This window comes from Streptomyces sp. NPDC127190 (assembly GCF_042672505.1).
Taxonomy (GTDB): Bacteria; Actinomycetota; Actinomycetes; order Streptomycetales; family Streptomycetaceae; genus Streptomyces.
The window spans coordinates 69,952-86,112 of record NZ_JBHXVE010000004.1; the positions used below are offsets into that span (position 1 = coordinate 69,952).

Genomic DNA, 16,161 nt, shown 5'->3' on the forward strand with positions numbered 1-16,161 from the left:
TCCGTCAGCCGGTCTTCCTCTGCGTCAGGTCGTAGAAGGTGGCCGAACCGACCGTCACCTTCTTGAAGGTGCTCTGGACCCACGAGCTGATCTGGGAGGCGGTGCCGCTGTTGCCGCCCCTGCCCATGCCGCCGCCCGCGATGAAGTAGTGGATCCTCCCGTCGGCCACGTACTGCTTGAACCGGGCCAGCGTGGGCGACGGGTCGGTGCCGTTGAAGCCGCCGATCGCCATCACCGGATCGCCGGTGGCGAGCTGGTAGGCGGCCGCGTTCTGGGAGCCGATGGACGCGGCCACCCAGGTGTACTTCGCCGCGTCCGTCTCCAGCAGCTTCCTGGCCCCGGCGGAGACGGACGCGCCGTTCAGCAGGCCGCCGACGCCTCCGCCGCCGCCCATGCCGCCCTCGCCCGTCCGGCCGCCGCCGGGGAACCCGTTGCCGTTCTGCTGCCCCTGCGGGCCCGGCTGGTTCCGGCCCGGCATGCCACCGCCCGGGAATCCGTTGCCGTTCAGCCGGCCTCCCTGCCGGCTCTGGCCCGGCATGCCGCCGCCGAAGCCGCCGCGGCCCATGCCACCGCCCGGCCGGCCACCGCCGCCGGGGCCGCCCATCCTGCTCGCGCCCGCCGGACCGGCCGTGACGATCGAGCCGGTGTGACCCTGCTGGAGCGTGCTCAGGGTGTACGCCGTCGGACCGGCCAGCGCCGCCACCAGGCCCACCGCCGCCGAGGCGAGAGCGAGCCGCCGGGGGATCCGGCCGGCGAAGACCAGGCTGAGCGCCGCGGTGAGGCCGCCGACCAGCACCAGCCATTTCAGCCACGGCAGATAGCCGGAGGTGCGGTGGAGCAGGACATAGCCCCAGGCCGCGGCCGCGACCACGGAGGCGGCGAGGGTGATCGACGCCCACGTCTCCCGCCGCCTCTCCCACAGCAGCCCGGCGCCCATGCCGACGACGGCGGCCAGATAGGGCGCGAGGGCCACGGTGTAGTACTGGTGGAAGATGCCCGCCATGTAGCTGAAGACCGCCATGGTCACCAGCAGCGAGCCGCCCCACACCAGGAACGACGCACGGGTGACGGAGGTCCGCTTCAGTCTGCGCGTGGCGACCAGGCCCGCGCCGAGCAGGATCAGCGCGGACGGCAGCAGCCAGGAGATCTGGCCGCCGATCTCGGAGTTGAACATCCGGTTCCAGCCGGTCGCACCCCACATCCCGGTGCCACCGCCCCCGCCCCCGCCGCCGACGCTGCCGGTCTCCTCGCCGTTGAGCCGGCCCAGCCCGTTGTAGCCGAAGGTCAGCTCCAGGAAGCTGTTGTGCTGCGAGCCGCCCACGTACGGCCGCGAGGACGCGGGCCACAGCTCGACCACCGCCACCCACCAGCCGCCGGAGACGACCAGCGCGAGCGCCGCCGCGGCCAGCTGCGCGCACCGCTTCCTCAGCGACACCGGCGCGCAGACCGCGTACACGAGCGCCAGCGCCGGAAGGATCAGGAAGGCCTGGAGCGTCTTGGCGAGGAACGCGAGACCGATCGCCACACCGGCCCACACCAGCCACCGGGTCCGGCCGTCCTCCACCGCCCGCACGACGAGATAGCAGGCCACCGCCATCAGCAGGGCCAGCATCGCGTCCGGGTTGTTGAACCGGAACATCAGCGCCGCGACGGGGGTGAGCGCGAGCACCGCACCCGCGATCAGACCGGACACCGGGCCGAACCGGCGCCGTACGGCCGCGTACACGACCGCGACGGTCGCCACCCCCATCAGCACCTCGGGGGCCAGGATCGCCCACGAGTTCAGCCCGAAGACCCGCACCGACAGCTCCATCGGCCACAGCGAGGCCGGCGGCTTGTCGACGGTGATGGCGTTGCCCGCGTCCAGCGAGCCGAAGAAGAACGCCTTCCAGGACCTGCTGCCCGCCTGAACGGCTGCCGAGTAGAAGGAGTTGGCGTAGCCGGAGGCGCTGAGGTCGTAGAGGTAGAGGAGGAGGGTGGCCGCGAGCAGGCCGAGGAAGGCCGGGCGGACCCAGCGCGGGGATGCGGTCGGGGTTGGGGTCGGGGGTGCGGTCGGGGGCGGCCCCCAGACGGTCGTACCGATCGGATCGTGGACGGTCATCGGGATTCCTCCCCCTGGTACGGGGTGTAGGGGCCGTACGGGTCGTAGGGGTCGTACGACTGCTGGTGCGGGACCGGACGCTGCGGGAGCGGCGCGGTGGGAGCGGTCGGCGCCGGCTCGTCCCGGTCGGGGAAGACCCAGGCGCGGAAGAGCAGGAAGCGCAGTACGGTCGCGGCGAGGTTGGCGGCGACCAGCACCGCCAGTTCGGTGGAGTGCGCCGGGTGGTCGCCGGCCGCGTTCAGGGCGGCCAGGGAACCGCTGGTCAGGGCCAGGCCGATACCGAAGACCACCAGGCCCTGCGCCTGGTGCCGGACGGCACCGCCCCGGCCGCGCACCCCGAAGGTGAGCCGGCGGTTGGCGGCCGTGTTGGCGGTCGCGGAGACCAGCAGCGCGAGCGCGTTGGCCATCTGCGCGCCGCAGAACTGCCGGAAGACGCCGTACAGCAGGAGGTAGAAGAGGGTCGACAGACCGCCGACGACACAGAATCCGACCAGCTGGCGGGCCAGGCCCTTGGGCACATCGGTCAGTTCGCGGTCGCGCGGGTCGTCGCCGAAGGGGCGGGTGAGCCGGTCCAGCGGCAGCGAACCGGTGGCCAGGGCCCTGCCCACACGCCACACGCCCTTGAGGTCGTCGGTGGCGGTCTGCACGAGGTGCACGGTGGAGTCCGGGTCGTCCACCCAGTCGACCGGCACCTCGTGGATCCGCAGGCCCGCCCGCTCGGCGAGCACCAGCATCTCGGTGTCGAAGAACCAGCCGGTGTCCTCCACCAGCGGCAGCAGCACCTGCGCCACATCCCGCCGGATGGCCTTGAAGCCGCACTGGGCGTCGGAGAAGCGGGCGTGGAGCGAGCCGCGCAGGATCAGGTTGTAGGCCCGGCTGATCAACTCCCGCTTGGGGCCGCGGACCACCCGGGAGCTGCGGGCCAGCCGGGAGCCGATCGCCAGGTCCGAGTGACCGGAGATCAGCGGCGCCACCAGCGGCAGCAGAGCGTTGAGGTCGGTGGACAGATCGACGTCCATGTAGGCGAGGACCGGTGCCTCGGAGGCGGACCACACGGCCCGCAGGGCCCGCCCCCGCCCCTTCTGCTCCAGGCGGACGGTGCCGACCTCGGGGATCTCCGCCGCCAGCCGCGCCGCCACCAGCGGGGTGGTGTCCGTGGACGCGTTGTCCGCGATCGTGATGCGGAACGCGTACGGGAAGGTCCGCGCGAGATGCTCGTGCAGTCTGCGGACGCACGGCTGGAGGTCCTTCTCCTCGTTGTACACGGGGATCACGACGTCCAGGACAGGCGCTCCGGCGTCGGTGGCCGGGAGGTGCTCCCGCGCCGGCAGGGTGCCGGGAGAAGAGTCGGTTCGCATGGCCCCGACTTTCGTCAGGCGCCCTGTCGCACCCATGTGGTGGCACTGTGCTGTGCCTGTGAGTCCGAGGGCCGGTCTGTTTCCGGGACGGCCGGAGGGGCCGCGGGCAGGTGCAGGGTGAACACCGTCCGCCCCGGCGCGCTGTCCACGGTCACGGCACCGCCGTGCGCCGCCGCGACGGCCTGCACGATGGCGAGCCCGAGCCCGGTGGACCCGGTCGCCCGGGACCGCGCGGAGTCGCCCCGGGCGAACCGCTCGAAGACGTGCGGCAACAGCTCCGGAGGAATCCCCGGCCCGTCGTCCTCGACGTCGACGCACGTCCACGCCCCGTGCCGCCGCACCCGTGCGGTGACCGTCGTACCGGGCGGAGTGTGGGTGCGGGCGTTGCCCAGCAGATTGACCAGCACCTGCTGGACGCGGGCGGCGTCGGCGGAGACGAGGGCGGGCTCGTCGGGCAGGTCGAGCCGCCAGGTGTGGTCCCTGCCGGCCGCGTGGGAGTCGCTGACCGTGTCCACGACCAGCGGAACCAGATCCGTCCGCTCGAACCGGAGCGGCCGCCCCGCGTCCAGCCGCGCGAGCAGCAGAAGGTCCTCCACGAGGAGCGTCATCCGCCCCGCCTCGGACTCGATACGGCCCAGGGCGTGCCGGGTGTCGGGCCCGACCTGCTCCCGGCCGCGCCGGGTCAGCTCGGCGTACCCCCGGATGGACGCGAGCGGGGTGCGCAGCTCATGGCTGGCGTCGGCGACGAACTGCCGTACCCGCGTCTCGCTCTGCTGCCGGGCGTGCAGGGCGCCGTGCACATGGTCCAGCATCCGGTTGAGCGCGGCACCGACCCGGCCGACCTCGGTGTGCGGGTCGCACTCGGACTCGGGGACCCGTTCGCTGAGGTGCACCTCGCCGGTGTGCAGCGGGAGTTCGGAGACGCGGGTCGCGGTGGCGGCGACCCGGCGCAGGGGGCGGGTGGCGACGCCGACGAGCACCCAGCCGGCGATCCCGGCGGCGACGAGACCGGCCACGGTGACACTGACCTCGATGAGGACCAGCGCGTCGATGTTGTCGTCGGTCTCCTTGGTGGGGAGGGCGACGTAGTACGTGCCGTTGTTGCCGTCGGCGTACACCGCCTGGTAGTCGCCGAGTCCGGGGATCTCCACGCTGTGCACATTTCCGTCCCGGGGGACGGCGGCCAGCGCCCTGCTCTGGGCGGACGTCAGCGATCTGGCGCTCATCTGCGGGATGCCGTTGCCGTCCTCGGCCTTGTGGCCGACCTTGGCGTCGGTGACGGCGCCGTGCTCGACCCTGGCGGCGATGGTGCCGCTGGGCTGCGGGCCGTGGGCGACGAAGTCGCCGAGCCTCGTCCCCTCGGAAACGTCCTGCCGGCCGGGCGGGGCGGCGCCGTTCCTCATCCCGTCCGGCAGCCGGAACCCGCCGGCCGCGCGGGCGGAGGCCTCGATGAGCTGCCGGTTCAGCTGGTCGTACAGATGCGAGCGCAGCGCGAGCGTGGTGACAGTGCCGATCACCGCGCACACCACCGCGATCAGCACCACCGAGGCGACGACGAGCCGGGTCCGCAGGGTGCGCGGCCGCCCCACCCGTGGCATGTGCCGCTGCCGTCGCTGCTGTCGCGCCTGCGGACCCGGCCGGCGCCGTCCGCTCATGACACGGCGGGCTTGATCAGGTAACCGGCCCCGCGCCGGGTGTGGATCATCGGCTCCCGGCCCGCGTCGATCTTCCTGCGCAGATACGAGATGTACAGCTCGACCACGTTGGCCTGGCCGCCGAAGTCGTACGACCACACCCGGTCCAGGATCTGCGCCTTGCTGAGCACCCGCCGGGGGTTGCGCATGAGGAAGCGCAGCAGCTCGAACTCGGTGGCGGTCAGGTGGATGGACTGCCCGGCCCGGGTCACCTCGTGGCTGTCCTCGTCCAGGGTCAGGTCCCCGACGACGAGCACCGAGTCCGAGCGCCGGTCGGCCGCCCCGGACCTGCGGATGAGCCCGCGCAGCCGGGCCACGACCTCCTCCAGGCTGAACGGCTTGGTGACGTAGTCGTCGCCACCGGCCGTGAGCCCGGCGATACGGTCCTCCACCGCGTCCTTGGCGGTCAGGAACAGCACCGGCACGTCCGGCAGTTCGCGGCGCAGCCGGCCCAGCACGGCGAGGCCGTCCATGTCGGGCAGCATCATGTCGAGCACGACGGCGTCGGGCCGGAACTCCCGCGCGGTCTGTACGGCGCCCTGCCCGTCCCCCGCGCTCCTGATCTGCCAGCCCTCGTAGCGCAGGGCCATGCTCAGCAGTTCGGTGATCGACAGCTCGTCGTCCACCACCAGCACGCGGACGGGGCTCCCGTCCGGCCTCAGCAGTTCGGTGCGCCCCTGGGGCGAGGTCGTGGTCATGGTGCACACCGTGACGAGGCCCTCTGAGAACACGCTTTCACGTGTCTGTGATTTCCCTGAGAAACCCCCGGGCCCCGCTCGGGAAAACCCTGGGGGCCGGTCAGGGCCGCTGGAAGGAGTAGGAGTGCTCGACCCGGGCGATGTGGATCGTGTACCGCTCGTACCACTCCTTCCGGCCGCGCTCCTTGGCCGCACGGTGCTCGGGGTGCCGCCGCCAGCGCTCGATGCCGTCGAGGTCGCGGAAGTAGGCCACGCTGATGGCGAGTCCGCCCGGAGTGCGGGCGAAGTCCTCACCGAGGAAGCCGGGGATGTCCCGGACGAGGCCGCTCAGCCGAGCGGCGGCCGCGTCGTAGTCCTCGGCTCCCTCATCGGTGCGTACGGCGGTGAACACGACGGCGTAGTACGGCGTTTCGGGTGCGGTGGGCTGATCACTCATGCCCTCCACCATGACCCGCCCGGGTACCCGGACCCGCCGGTCTTGCCGAACGGGATCCGAACGGGATCCACGTCTTGACCCTTGGCTCCCCTCAGAACAGCTCGTCCTGGACGGTGGCCTCCGCCGGGAACTCCCTTACGGGAAAGGCGCGCTGGGACGGCCCCCCGCTCCCGTCCGGAGCCACCAGCTCCCACCCCGCCATCAGCCGGGTGTCGAGCACGACGACCCCCCACCCGTCGACCGCCAGATGCAGATCCGGCCCGGCGGCGGCGACCAGCGCACCGCTCACCGCACCCCCCGGCACCAGCTCCACGACCGCGCCGCGCGCCGCCGGCGCCCCGGCGAGCCCGAACACCCCCATGTGGTCGACGACATGGCAGGGCTCGGGGCGCAGGGACTCCGGCCAGCCGGCAAGCGCCCCGGCGCGGGCGTGCAACTCCCTTACCTCAGCCGCCCGTTCCACCGCCTCCACCGGCAGTGCCGCCCGCACCGCCCGCTTCTCGCCGTACGGAATCCGGTCCGGCACCCGCAGCGCGGCCCGCAGCAGCTCCTCGGCGCGCCGGGCGGCCATCAGCGGACCGGTGCCGAGCCAGCTGAAGCAGACGGCACCCTGCTCCAGCAGCCGCGCCGGACCCCGCTCGACGGCGGTGATCCCGACCTTCACCATGCCGGGCCCGAACCAGGCGAGATACACCCGGTACGGACGCGGGTCGTCGGCGAGCGTGTCGGCGGCCACGGAGTGCGCCCGGTCCAGCCGCGCACACTCCTCGCACCGCGCGCCCATGCCCCTCCCCGGCACGGCCGCCCGCACCGGACAGGCATGCCCGCGCGCCCCCACACACCTGCGCACCCCGCCCTCCGGCACGGCGAAGGCGACCCGCTTCCCCCGGGGCAGCGCACTGCGCCGCCCGCCGTCCCACACCAGCGCGGGCCCCTCCGGCGCCCAGCGCAGCCCCGCGCACTTCCATACCTGTGCCATCACCTCCGAGCGTAGAGGCGAGGTCCGACAACGGGCCCGGGCCCTCTATGCCTAGGACGCCCGCGCCCCCTCGGAGGCGACCTCGTACGGCGACCCGGCACCGGCCCGCTCTCCCCGCCCCCTGCTGCGCCCCGCCAGCCGGCAGCTCACGCAGCCGGGGTGGCCGGCTCGGGCCTGCGGGTCCCGGGCGCGCATCGGCCAGTCCGCCCGGGGCCGTACGCCCGGGGGCTTGCCCCAGCCGGACAGATGGAGCAGCCAGGTCACCAGGACGCTCACCGCCACCACGCCCAGCCCCACGCCGGCCAGCGGCAGCGAGCCCGTGCACACCCCCACTCCGATGACACCGGCCCCGGCGGTCGCGATGCCGAAGCCGGTCCAGCCGGCGATGGTGTGACCCTCGTCGTACAGACTCATGGAACCGCCTCCACGGGGAACGCCCACAGCGTTCCTCTTACCCGCTAAGAAATTTACTGAACAAACCTCTCACGAACTAAGGGACTTGGGAAGATGCACGGCACGCCACGACCGCCCGCCACTCCGGCCGAGGCGCTGTCGGCCATGGACCACCTCATCGCCGCCCATCTGATCGGCCAGCAGGAGCTGGCCCGCCGGCTCGGCCTGACCGTCACCGACCTGACCTGCTTCGCCTTCGTCCTGGAGGCCGGCGAGGACCTGCTGACGGCCGGTGACCTGGCGGCCCGCGCCCATGTCACCACCGGTGCGGTGACGGGCATCCTCAACCGCCTCGAACGCGCCGGATACGTCACCCGTCGCCCCGACCCGGCCGACCGCCGCCGCGTGCGCGTGGCCGCCGTACCCGACGCGGTCTCCCGGGTCGAGGCGGTGTACGCCGGCCACTACAAGCGGCTGACGGCGCTGTTCGCCGAGTACTCCCCGGAGGAGCTGGCGGTCGTCACCGACTGGTTCACCCGGGCCACCGGCCTGGCCCACGAGTACCTGGAGAAGCTGAACCGGAACGACCCGGACGAGGAGTGCTGACCGGCCCTGGTCCTGGGAACGACGAAGGCCCCGGATCACTCCGGGGCCTTCGCTCTACTCCACTATTCAGCCAGGTCAGCGGACGTCGACGTAGTCGTAGGCGTCCGCGCCCGAGGTGGTGCTGCTGCCGTTGTAGTGGAAGCGCCAGGTGCCGTCCACGGAGGCGGTCACCGAGGTCTTCAGGTAGCCGCTCGACGAGGCCTTGATCGTCTTCACGGTGCTGTAGGTGCTGGCGCCGGACTTCTTGAACTGCACGTCCACGGACTGGCTGCCGTAGCCGTAGTACTTCAGGTTGGTCCAGCTCGCGCGCTTCAGGGTGCCCGTGAGCGTGACGGCCTTGCCCTTGGCGACCGGCTCGGGACCGGCGTTGAAGCCGCTGAAGCTGGCGGCGCGCTTCACCCAGTGGTTCTTGTAGACCTCCGTCTGGATGTAGTCGGCGTCATTGCCGACCGCCCAGGCGGCGACGTTCCACTTGCCGGCCAGGATGCTGTCGTACAGGTCGTCCGACGTGGCCGTGATGGTGATCTTGCAGGTGGCGGAGGTGGCGCTCCAGTTGTCGCAGGTGGCGTCGTCGTCGGTGCCGAGCACCCCGTCGACGTCCGGGTTGTCCTTGTCGAGGCTGGTGCCGTGCCACAGGAAGGCGCCGGCGCTGTAGATGCCGGACGGGTCGGTCGCCGTCACGTAGATGGTGAAGGACTTCTTGCTGACGCCGACGACGACGTCCTTGTTGCCGTTGACGGTCACCTTGGTGATCGTCGTGTCGCCCTGGCTCTCGTCCGCCGGCGACATCGTCACGCCCGACATCTTGGCGGCGACACCGGCCGGGCCGTCCGCCGCCTGAGCGGCCGGAGCGACGAGGGCGGTGAGTGCCACGGCGCCGGAAACCGTCGCGGCGGCCACGCTGGCACGAATGCGCATCTGTCTTCCCCAAAAGGACAGAGGGCCACCAGCAGTGGGGGGCACTGGTGAGCCCGAGGTCTGATGAGTCTCTTGACTCACCTGCGAAGACCCGCGACCCCTGGGAACAGTTGTACGGGATAGAACAATTTTTTTAACGGTGCATGACCAACCCGCAGAGTGGGGCGAAGGAGCCCTACGCGGCCAGTTGCAGCGCTTCGTTCTCCACCCTCAGGCGCACCGTCAGCAGTGCCGCGTTGGCGGCCGTGAACAGGAGGGCTGTCAGCCAGGCGCCGTAGACCAGCGGCAACGCCAGGCCTTCCATGATCACGAAGACGTAGTTGGGGTGGCGCATCCAGCGGTAGGGGCCCCTGCTGACCAAGGCCAGGTTCGGGACGATGATGACGCGGGTGTTCCACTGAGGGCCGAGGGAACGGATGCACCACCAGCGCCCGAGGTTCGCCACGATGACCGCGCTCAGGGCCGGCCAGCCCAGGGCGGGAACGAACGCGTGGTGCCCCAGCACTGCTTCGGCGAGGGTGCCGAGGAGGAGCCCGACGTGAAGGACGACCATCACGGGATAGTGGCCGCGGCCGTACTCCGTGCCTCCACGAGCCGTGGCCCAGCGCGCGTGCCGATGGGCCACCACGAGTTCCAGCAGACGCTCACCGGCGATGACCGCCAGGAGAACGGCCAGCCCTGCGGGCAGGTGAACGGTACCCGGTTGGATCACGGTGGGCTGTTCCTTCCAGGGTGCGAGGGGAGGAAGACGGCGCTCGTGCGCGCACGCTAGACCCCGCACCTTTTGCAGCTCAAATTGCCTTTCACCCGAAAGATGCAGGACCGAGAGGGGAGGAGCCGGCGGTCCGCGTCGGCCTGCGTCGGGGTGAGCTGCCGGGGCTGCGCCGGTCGGCTGATGCAGAGCCCGTTGCCGTACTTCGCTGCGGTACGCCCCTGAAACGCAAGAGGCCCCGGATCTCTCCGGGGCCTCTTGTCTGTGTGCACTCGGCAGGATTCGAACCTGCAACCTTCTGATCCGTAGTCAGATGCTCTATCCGTTAAGCTACGAGTGCTTGTTCTTTTGTTCTTGTCTCCGTTTCCCGGCCTTTCGGCCCGTCCCGGCGACAGGAAGAACATTACATGACTGCCGCCGACATGTGAAATCCGATCGGCACACCCCTTGTGACCTGCGGAAACGTGCCTGGAGGCCCCATGGAGGCCGGTGGGGTGGAAACGCCGAAGCCCCGGTCCTGGGGACCGGGGCTTCGGGATCGGTGCGGAGGCGGAGGGATTTGAACCCTCGATGGGCTTTAAGGCCCAAACCGCATTAGCAGTGCGGCGCCATAGACCGGACTAGGCGACGCCTCCAGCACAACCGCTCACGCGAGCGCGAGAGTGGTGCGTGCAGATGATGACACAGTCGAGTGCGGTGTCACCAATCGCCCCCTACGGTACTAGGCAGGCGGGGCACAGAGCAAAGGGCTTTGCCGACGGTGCGGCGGAGAACGGCCCAGGGGTGGGGAGAGGCGCAACGTTCGGGGGGTGGGGGCGTTGGGCAGGGCATGGTTTCCGTCCTGTCCGGTCGCGGGCGGCGTTCCCTCGCGTCCCCCTTCGCCGCCGCCGTCTCGCTCGCTTCCCTCGTCTCCCTGGTCCCGTCGGCCACCCTCGCCCAGCTCGCCCTCACCGCCGTACCCGCCGCCGCTGCCGTGCCGCCGCCCGTGCGGCCCGAGGACCGGGGCGGGCCGGAGCGCGCCGGGGACCGACTGACCCTCGTCGTCCGGCACGCCGGGGCCGGGCGGGACGGGACGTACGAGCTGTCCTGCCATCCGAGCGCCGGCCGCCACCCGGACCCGGCCGGGGCCTGCCGGGTGCTGGACGAGAACACCCGGTGGGGGCGTGACCCCTTCGCGCCGGTGGCCCCCGGCAGCACCTGCACCATGCTCTACGGCGGCCCGGCCACCGCCCATGTCACCGGCACCTGGGCCGGCCGCCCGGTCGACGCCGTCTACGACCGGGGCAACGGATGCGAGGCCGGACGGTGGGACCGGATGGTGCCGCTGCTGCCCCGGGCGGACGGCGCCGAGGTACCGGTCGCGTAAAGGTCCGGCGAAGGTCTCGGGGAGCCGGGGCGTACGGTCACGCGTTCGCCTTCACTTCCCCGTGGGACGTCCCTCTCATCCGGCGCCACGAGCGCAACGCGTGCCCTTAGACTCCCTCGCGTGACACGTCGCGGGCCGGTTGGCAAGATGGCCGGAGCGGTCGGCAAGGTGCGGTAACAGGAGGGAAGCGTCTCGTGAGCAGCAGGCCATCCCGAGGCGCTGCTCGCCTCGCAGCCATACTCGACGCGCTGCCCGACGCGTTGGTCCTGGTCAACGCCAACGGCACCGTCGTCAACGCGAACACCATCGCGCTGGAGGCCTTCGAGGCGCCGGGCACCGCGCTCGTCGGGCGCGGGCTGCTCGATCTGCTGCCGCAGTTCGACTCCCGGCTGATCCCCGGTTCGATGCGACGGCCCGACCACATGGACCCGCGCGGGCGGACCAAGCCGACACGGATGGTCGCGCGGCGCACCGACGGGACCGAGTTCCCGGTCGAGGTCACCAGCGCGAACCTGGAGAACGGCCAGCAGGCGTACGACGGTTACGGCTACACCGGCGACGAGCTGCTGATGATCGTCGTACGCGACCTGTCCGGCACCGTCGACACCGAGGCCGAGCTGGCCCGGTCGCAGCGGCAGACCGAGATGATCCTGCGGGCCGCGGCGGAAGGCGTCGTGGGCACCGACACCGACGGGCGGATCGTGCTCGTCAACCCGGCCGCCGCCCAGATACTGGGGTACCGGGCCGGGGAGCTGGGCGGCAAGGAGCTGCACACGCTGGTGCTGCACTCGCGCCCCGACGGATCCCCCTTCCCGTACGAGGAGTCGCCGCTCGCCGACACCCTGCGCTCCGGGCGCAAGCACCGGGTGCGCGGGCAGGTGCTGTGGTCCAAGGGGGACGAGAAGGTCTCCGTCGATCTGACCACCGCGCCGGTGCGGGACGGGGACCAGCTCGTCGGCGCCGTCATGACCTTCACCGACCGGCGGCCGTACGACGCCCTCGTCGAGGAGAAGGAGGCGCTGGAGAAGGCGCACGCCGAGGAGCTGGAGCAGCTCGCCGAGAAGCACGCCTCCGATCTGACCGCGCTGCGCCAGCAGCACGTCTCCGAGCTGGCGGAACTGCGCGAGAAGCACGCGGAGGAGCTGACCGCCGGCGAGGAGCGGTACGCCTCGCTCGCCGAGCGGGAGAAGGACCGGTACGAGGCGCTCGCCGGGCGGTACGAGCAGCTGGCGACCCTGCTCGGGCAGTCGCTGCGCGGCCCCCTCGACGAACTGCGGCGCGAGCTGTCCGCGCTGGCCGCGGACGACGCCGGGCAGCTGTGGCCCGAGGCCAACCAGGTGCTGCACCACCTCTGCGCCGGCTACTCGCGGATCACCACGCTCATCGACAACGTCCTCGGGTACCAGCGGCTGGACGCGGGCGGCGAGGACATCACCCGGACGAAGGTGATGCTGGACGCCGTCGTCGCCGCCGGTGTGGACGGGGCGGTGGAGCTGGTCGGGCCCGGGCGGGTGCAGTTCGCCGTGCACGCGCCGCCCATCGAGGCCGAGGTCGACCCGCTGCGGCTCGCCACCGCGCTCGCCCATCTGGTGGCGGACGTCGCGGGCGTCGACGCCACCGGCAACACGCCCGTCTCGGCGGGCGGTTACCTGGACAACACGGTCGTGGTCGCCGCCGCGCAGCGCGGTGAGGTCGCGCGGATCGAGGTGCGCGGGCCGTACGCCGGTGGCGATCCGGTGCACGAGCCGATCGTGCGCGGGATCGTGCGCGCCCACGGTGGCGTGCTCCAGACGCACGAGGTGCCGGGCATGAGCGGCAGCGCGTACGTCCTGGAGGTGCCGCTGGGCGGCGGGGCCGGGGCCGTCGGCGGCCCGGGGACCCCGAACACAGCGGAGGCGCCGGGCGAGGACGCCGGGGCCGGCGAGCAGGGTTCCACCGGCGGGCGGCGGCGGGCCCGGCGGGCCTCCACCGATGCCTTCCTGGAGAGTGACGTGCCCGGCGCGGGCGAGGCCGGTGAGGGCGAGGCGTCCCTGCCGACCGGGCGCCGCCGCCGGCGTGCGGGCGCGCCCGCCGAGGAGACGGGCAGCGTGTCCGTCGAGGCGGTGGAGAGCGCGGACGGCGCGTCCGGCGGGACCGGGCGGCGCCGGGGACGGCCCGCCGAGCTCGCTGCCGGTACCGGCCAGGGTGTGACGGCGGGTGCCGTGGTCACCGCGGCCGAGCATGCCGCGGGGGCGGCCGCCTCCAACACCGGACTCGGCGGCACCGTGCCGCCGCAGGGCGTGCCGGTGCCCTCGGGCCGACGCGCCCGCCGGGACTCCGACGCCCCGCAGGCCGCCCTGCCGCCCGCGCTCCCCGCGGCCGCGCCCGTACCGGCCCAGGCTCCGGGCGCGGACCCGGTGCCGGGTGCCGATCAGGCGGCGGACGAGGGTCAGCCGACCGGGCGGCGCCGGCGTGCGCTGGCCGCGGCGGCGGAGCGTGCGGCGGCGCAGGAGGCGGGCGGCGGCCGTACGGTCTTCGCCCTGCCCCCGGCCGAGGCCGACCGGGCCCCGGCGGCCCCGGACGCCGTGGACGCCCCTGCGGATACGCCTGGGGCTCCGGGTGCCGTGCCGGGCGCGTTGCCCGGTCAGGTGCAGATGCCCGCTCAGCTGCCGCTGGCCGTGGAGCACGTCCCGGAGGCCGACGGCCGCCATGACGCCGTACCGCTCGACCAGTCCGCCGACCACACCCCGCCGCAGCCGCATCCGGCCGACGCGCCGACCGGCCGGCGCCGCCGGGCCATGGGCCAGCCGACGGACGTGGACCCCGGGTCCGCAGCGCAGCCGGCTCCGGCCACGGTTCCGACTCCGGGTACGGCTCCGGGTACGGCTCCGGGTACGGCTCCGGTTCCGGGTGCCGCGGGCATCCCCGTCCAGGCCGGTCCTGTCGGCCAGTCGGTCGTGCAGCCGGTCGTGCAGCCTGTGGTGCCGCCGGTCGCCCAGCCCGTCGCCCCGGTGGGTGCCGAGGCCGCGGCTGCCGCGGGCACGGCTGCCGGTACGGCCGTCCCCACGCCCGGTACGGCCACTCCCGCACCCGGTACGACCGTTCCCGTGCCCGGTGCGGCCGGACCGCACCCGGTCGTCCCCGCGCAGGGCACCCCCGTCGAGCAGACCACCCCGGCCCCCGGCACGCCCGTACCGGCCCCCGGCACGCCCGTGCCTCCGGTAGCGGCGCCCGGCCAGGGGGTTTCGGCTCCGGCCCAGGGCCTTCCGACGCCGACGCCCGCCCAGGGTGTCCCGGCGGTCGCCGGTGGACCCGCCGCCGTGGAGGCCGTGCCGGCCGCGGCGCCCCCTGCCGAGCAGCCGCAGCAAGCCACCCCGGCCGGGGCCGGTACGCCCGCCGCCGGTACCCCGGTGGCCCCCGTATCCGCCCAGCCGCTGCCCTCCGAGGCCGCCGCTCCTGCCGTACCCGTGGCACCCGCCGCACCGGCCGCCGTACCGCAGCAGTGGCCCGGCACCGGTGACACCTCCGGGGCCGGTGCGCCCGTGGCGCCGCTCCCGGCGGAACAGCCGGGTGCCGGACCGCAGCGCGCCGCGCAGCCGCTGCCCGCCGAGGCGGCGAAGGCGGCGGAGGCGGCCCGGGCGGGAGCCGCGGCCGGAGCCGCCGCACCGGCCGCCCTCGACCCGAACTCGACCCAGGGGCGGGCCATCAGTGTCCGCACCCTCGGCCAGGGCGTGCCGTTCGCACGGCAGGTCGCGCAGGTCCAGCAGCCGACGGCGACCCCGCCCCCGCACGCGCCGGGCGGTTCCGGCCGCCGCCGCAAGCTGGGCACGCCGCCGGACCCGGCCACCCGCCCGGAGACCCAGCCCCAGCCCCAGCCGCAGTCCGGCTCGGAGGCGGCCCAGCCGCAGCAGGCCGGCCGGCCGGTCCCGTCGGCCCACCCGGCGCCCGCGCAGCCCGCGCCAGGGGGCCAGTCGGCCCTGCCGCAGTCCCCGCTCGCCGGACAGCCGCCCGTGCCGCAGCCGTCGCTGCCCGGGCAGTCCCGGCTCGCCCCCGGCACCGAGGGTGCCGGACGGTCGTACGCCATAGGCGCTCCGGACGCCGACGCCGCCGAGGGGCCGGAGCCGCTCGACGGGCCGGGCGGCGCGGTCGAGGTGGCGGACACCCCGCGGCCGCAGCCGCTGGACGACGAACTGCCGCCGGAGCCGCTCGACAACCCGCGCCGGCTGCTGGTGTGGCCCGCGCCGGACGTGACGACCCAGCAGGCGCTCAGCGACCGCGGCTACCGTCCCGTCGTCGTGCACTCGCGCGAGGAGGTCGACGCGCAGATCGCGGCGTTCCCGGCCGCGCTGTTCGTGGACCCGCTGACCGGACCGATCACCCGTACGGCGCTCCAGTCGCTGCGCCAGGCCGCGGTGGCCGCCGAGGTGCCGGTGCTGGTCACGGCCGGGCTCGGGCAGGCGACGCGCGAGGCGGCGTACGGTGCCGATCCCGCCGTACTGCTGAAGGCGCTGGCGCCGCGGGACAGCGAGCAGCATCCGCCGCGGGTGCTGCTCATCGAGGAGCACGCGGAGATCGCGCTGGCGCTGACCGCGACGCTGGAGCGGCGCGGGATGCAGGTGGCGCGGGCGGCCACGGACACCGACGCGGTGACGCTCGCCGGGCAGTTCCGGCCGAACCTGGTGGTGATGGACCTGATGCAGGTGCACCGCCGGCGGGCCGGGATCGTGGACTGGCTGCGCGCGAACGGGCAGCTCAACCACACCCCGCTGGTCGTCTACACGGCCGCCGTCGACCCGGCCGAGCTGCCCCGGCTGGCCTCGGGCGAGACGGTGCTGTTCCTGGCGGAGCGGTCCACGAGCACCGAGGTGCAGGCCCGGATCGTGGACCTGCTGGCCCGGATCGGCACCAACTGACGCCTGGG

12 protein-coding genes and 2 tRNA genes are annotated in these 16,161 nt (G+C 73.4%); 3 read left to right on the forward strand and 11 right to left on the reverse strand.

Annotation, left to right across the window (positions count from 1 at the left end; all coding sequences use genetic code 11):
- Positions 1-4: 4 nt before the first annotated feature.
- From ACFVIU_RS08445 to ACFVIU_RS08475, 7 genes are all read right to left on the reverse strand, one after another.
- Positions 5-2,101, reverse strand: coding sequence for a glycosyltransferase family 39 protein (locus ACFVIU_RS08445; RefSeq protein WP_385841430.1), 2,097 nt, complete (start codon positions 2,099-2,101; stop codon positions 5-7).
- A complete protein-coding gene (locus ACFVIU_RS08450) occupies positions 2,098-3,459 on the reverse strand; it encodes a glycosyltransferase (RefSeq protein ID WP_385841431.1) in 1,362 nt (453 codons plus the stop codon). Before ACFVIU_RS08450 ends, ACFVIU_RS08445 begins: the two co-directional genes overlap by 4 nt.
- Positions 3,460-3,473: 14 nt before the next feature.
- Complete coding sequence (locus tag ACFVIU_RS08455) at positions 3,474-5,114, reverse strand: ATP-binding protein (RefSeq protein WP_385841432.1); 1,641 nt, start codon at positions 5,112-5,114, stop codon at positions 3,474-3,476.
- A complete protein-coding gene (locus ACFVIU_RS08460; protein ID WP_385841433.1) occupies positions 5,111-5,851 on the reverse strand; it encodes a response regulator transcription factor in 741 nt (246 codons plus the stop codon). Before ACFVIU_RS08460 ends, ACFVIU_RS08455 begins: the two co-directional genes overlap by 4 nt.
- Positions 5,852-5,951: 100 nt before the next feature.
- Positions 5,952-6,287 carry an antibiotic biosynthesis monooxygenase family protein gene (locus tag ACFVIU_RS08465; protein ID WP_385841435.1) on the reverse strand — a complete coding sequence of 112 codons (336 nt, stop codon included), beginning with the start codon at positions 6,285-6,287 and terminating at the stop codon, positions 5,952-5,954.
- Positions 6,288-6,378: 91 nt separating this feature from the next.
- Positions 6,379-7,266: a DUF2797 domain-containing protein gene (locus ACFVIU_RS08470; RefSeq protein WP_385841436.1), complete on the reverse strand. Its 888-nt coding sequence runs from the start codon at positions 7,264-7,266 to the stop codon at positions 6,379-6,381.
- A gap of 51 nt (positions 7,267-7,317) precedes the next feature.
- The gene (locus ACFVIU_RS08475) at positions 7,318-7,680 is read right to left on the reverse strand and encodes an HGxxPAAW family protein (protein WP_385841437.1); all 363 of its coding nucleotides are present in this window, start codon (positions 7,678-7,680) and stop codon (positions 7,318-7,320) included.
- 93 nt (positions 7,681-7,773) lie between these two features.
- On the opposite strand from ACFVIU_RS08475, the gene ACFVIU_RS08480 reads away from it, so the two are divergent.
- On the forward strand, positions 7,774-8,265 hold the full coding sequence (locus tag ACFVIU_RS08480; protein ID WP_385841438.1) for a MarR family winged helix-turn-helix transcriptional regulator: 492 nt from the start codon (positions 7,774-7,776) through the stop codon (positions 8,263-8,265).
- A 75-nt stretch (positions 8,266-8,340) separates the two neighbouring features.
- Here ACFVIU_RS08480 and ACFVIU_RS08485 read toward each other — a convergent pair whose 3' ends face one another.
- The 4 genes from ACFVIU_RS08485 to ACFVIU_RS08500 form a co-directional block, all read right to left on the reverse strand.
- Positions 8,341-9,183 carry a DUF5707 domain-containing protein gene (locus tag ACFVIU_RS08485; RefSeq protein ID WP_385841439.1) on the reverse strand — a complete coding sequence of 281 codons (843 nt, stop codon included), beginning with the start codon at positions 9,181-9,183 and terminating at the stop codon, positions 8,341-8,343.
- 175 nt (positions 9,184-9,358) lie between these two features.
- Positions 9,359-9,895, reverse strand: coding sequence for an isoprenylcysteine carboxyl methyltransferase family protein (locus tag ACFVIU_RS08490; RefSeq protein ID WP_385841440.1), 537 nt, complete (start codon positions 9,893-9,895; stop codon positions 9,359-9,361).
- A gap of 267 nt (positions 9,896-10,162) precedes the next feature.
- Positions 10,163-10,235 (reverse strand) — tRNA-Arg (locus tag ACFVIU_RS08495).
- Positions 10,236-10,439: 204 nt separating this feature from the next.
- Positions 10,440-10,530, reverse strand: a tRNA-Ser gene (locus tag ACFVIU_RS08500).
- 194 nt (positions 10,531-10,724) lie between these two features.
- Here ACFVIU_RS08500 and ACFVIU_RS08505 point away from each other — a divergent pair.
- Together ACFVIU_RS08505 and ACFVIU_RS08510 are read left to right on the forward strand one after the other, a co-directional pair.
- Positions 10,725-11,261 (forward strand): SSI family serine proteinase inhibitor, encoded by a 537-nt coding sequence (locus ACFVIU_RS08505; RefSeq protein ID WP_385841441.1) that lies wholly within the window; start codon positions 10,725-10,727, stop codon positions 11,259-11,261.
- A 194-nt stretch (positions 11,262-11,455) separates the two neighbouring features.
- Positions 11,456-16,153: a PAS domain-containing protein gene (locus tag ACFVIU_RS08510; RefSeq protein ID WP_385841443.1), complete on the forward strand. Its 4,698-nt coding sequence runs from the start codon at positions 11,456-11,458 to the stop codon at positions 16,151-16,153.
- Positions 16,154-16,161: the final 8 nt, after the last annotated feature.

What these genes read in the sequence shown, in the direction of transcription:
- ACFVIU_RS08445 (WP_385841430.1), bottom strand. Translation starts at nt 2,101, where the DNA reads ATGACCGTCCACGATCCGATCGGTACGACCGTCTGGGGGCCGCCCCCG.
- ACFVIU_RS08450 (WP_385841431.1), bottom strand. Translation starts at nt 3,459, where the DNA reads ATGCGAACCGACTCTTCTCCCGGCACCCTGCCGGCGCGGGAGCACCTC.
- ACFVIU_RS08455 (WP_385841432.1), bottom strand. Translation starts at nt 5,114, where the DNA reads ATGAGCGGACGGCGCCGGCCGGGTCCGCAGGCGCGACAGCAGCGACGG.
- ACFVIU_RS08460 (WP_385841433.1), bottom strand. Translation starts at nt 5,851, where the DNA reads ATGACCACGACCTCGCCCCAGGGGCGCACCGAACTGCTGAGGCCGGAC.
- ACFVIU_RS08465 (WP_385841435.1), bottom strand. Translation starts at nt 6,287, where the DNA reads ATGAGTGATCAGCCCACCGCACCCGAAACGCCGTACTACGCCGTCGTG.
- ACFVIU_RS08470 (WP_385841436.1), bottom strand. Translation starts at nt 7,266, where the DNA reads ATGGCACAGGTATGGAAGTGCGCGGGGCTGCGCTGGGCGCCGGAGGGG.
- ACFVIU_RS08475 (WP_385841437.1), bottom strand. Translation starts at nt 7,680, where the DNA reads ATGAGTCTGTACGACGAGGGTCACACCATCGCCGGCTGGACCGGCTTC.
- ACFVIU_RS08480 (WP_385841438.1), top strand. Translation starts at nt 7,774, where the DNA reads ATGCACGGCACGCCACGACCGCCCGCCACTCCGGCCGAGGCGCTGTCG.
- ACFVIU_RS08485 (WP_385841439.1), bottom strand. Translation starts at nt 9,183, where the DNA reads ATGCGCATTCGTGCCAGCGTGGCCGCCGCGACGGTTTCCGGCGCCGTG.
- ACFVIU_RS08505 (WP_385841441.1), top strand. Translation starts at nt 10,725, where the DNA reads ATGGTTTCCGTCCTGTCCGGTCGCGGGCGGCGTTCCCTCGCGTCCCCC.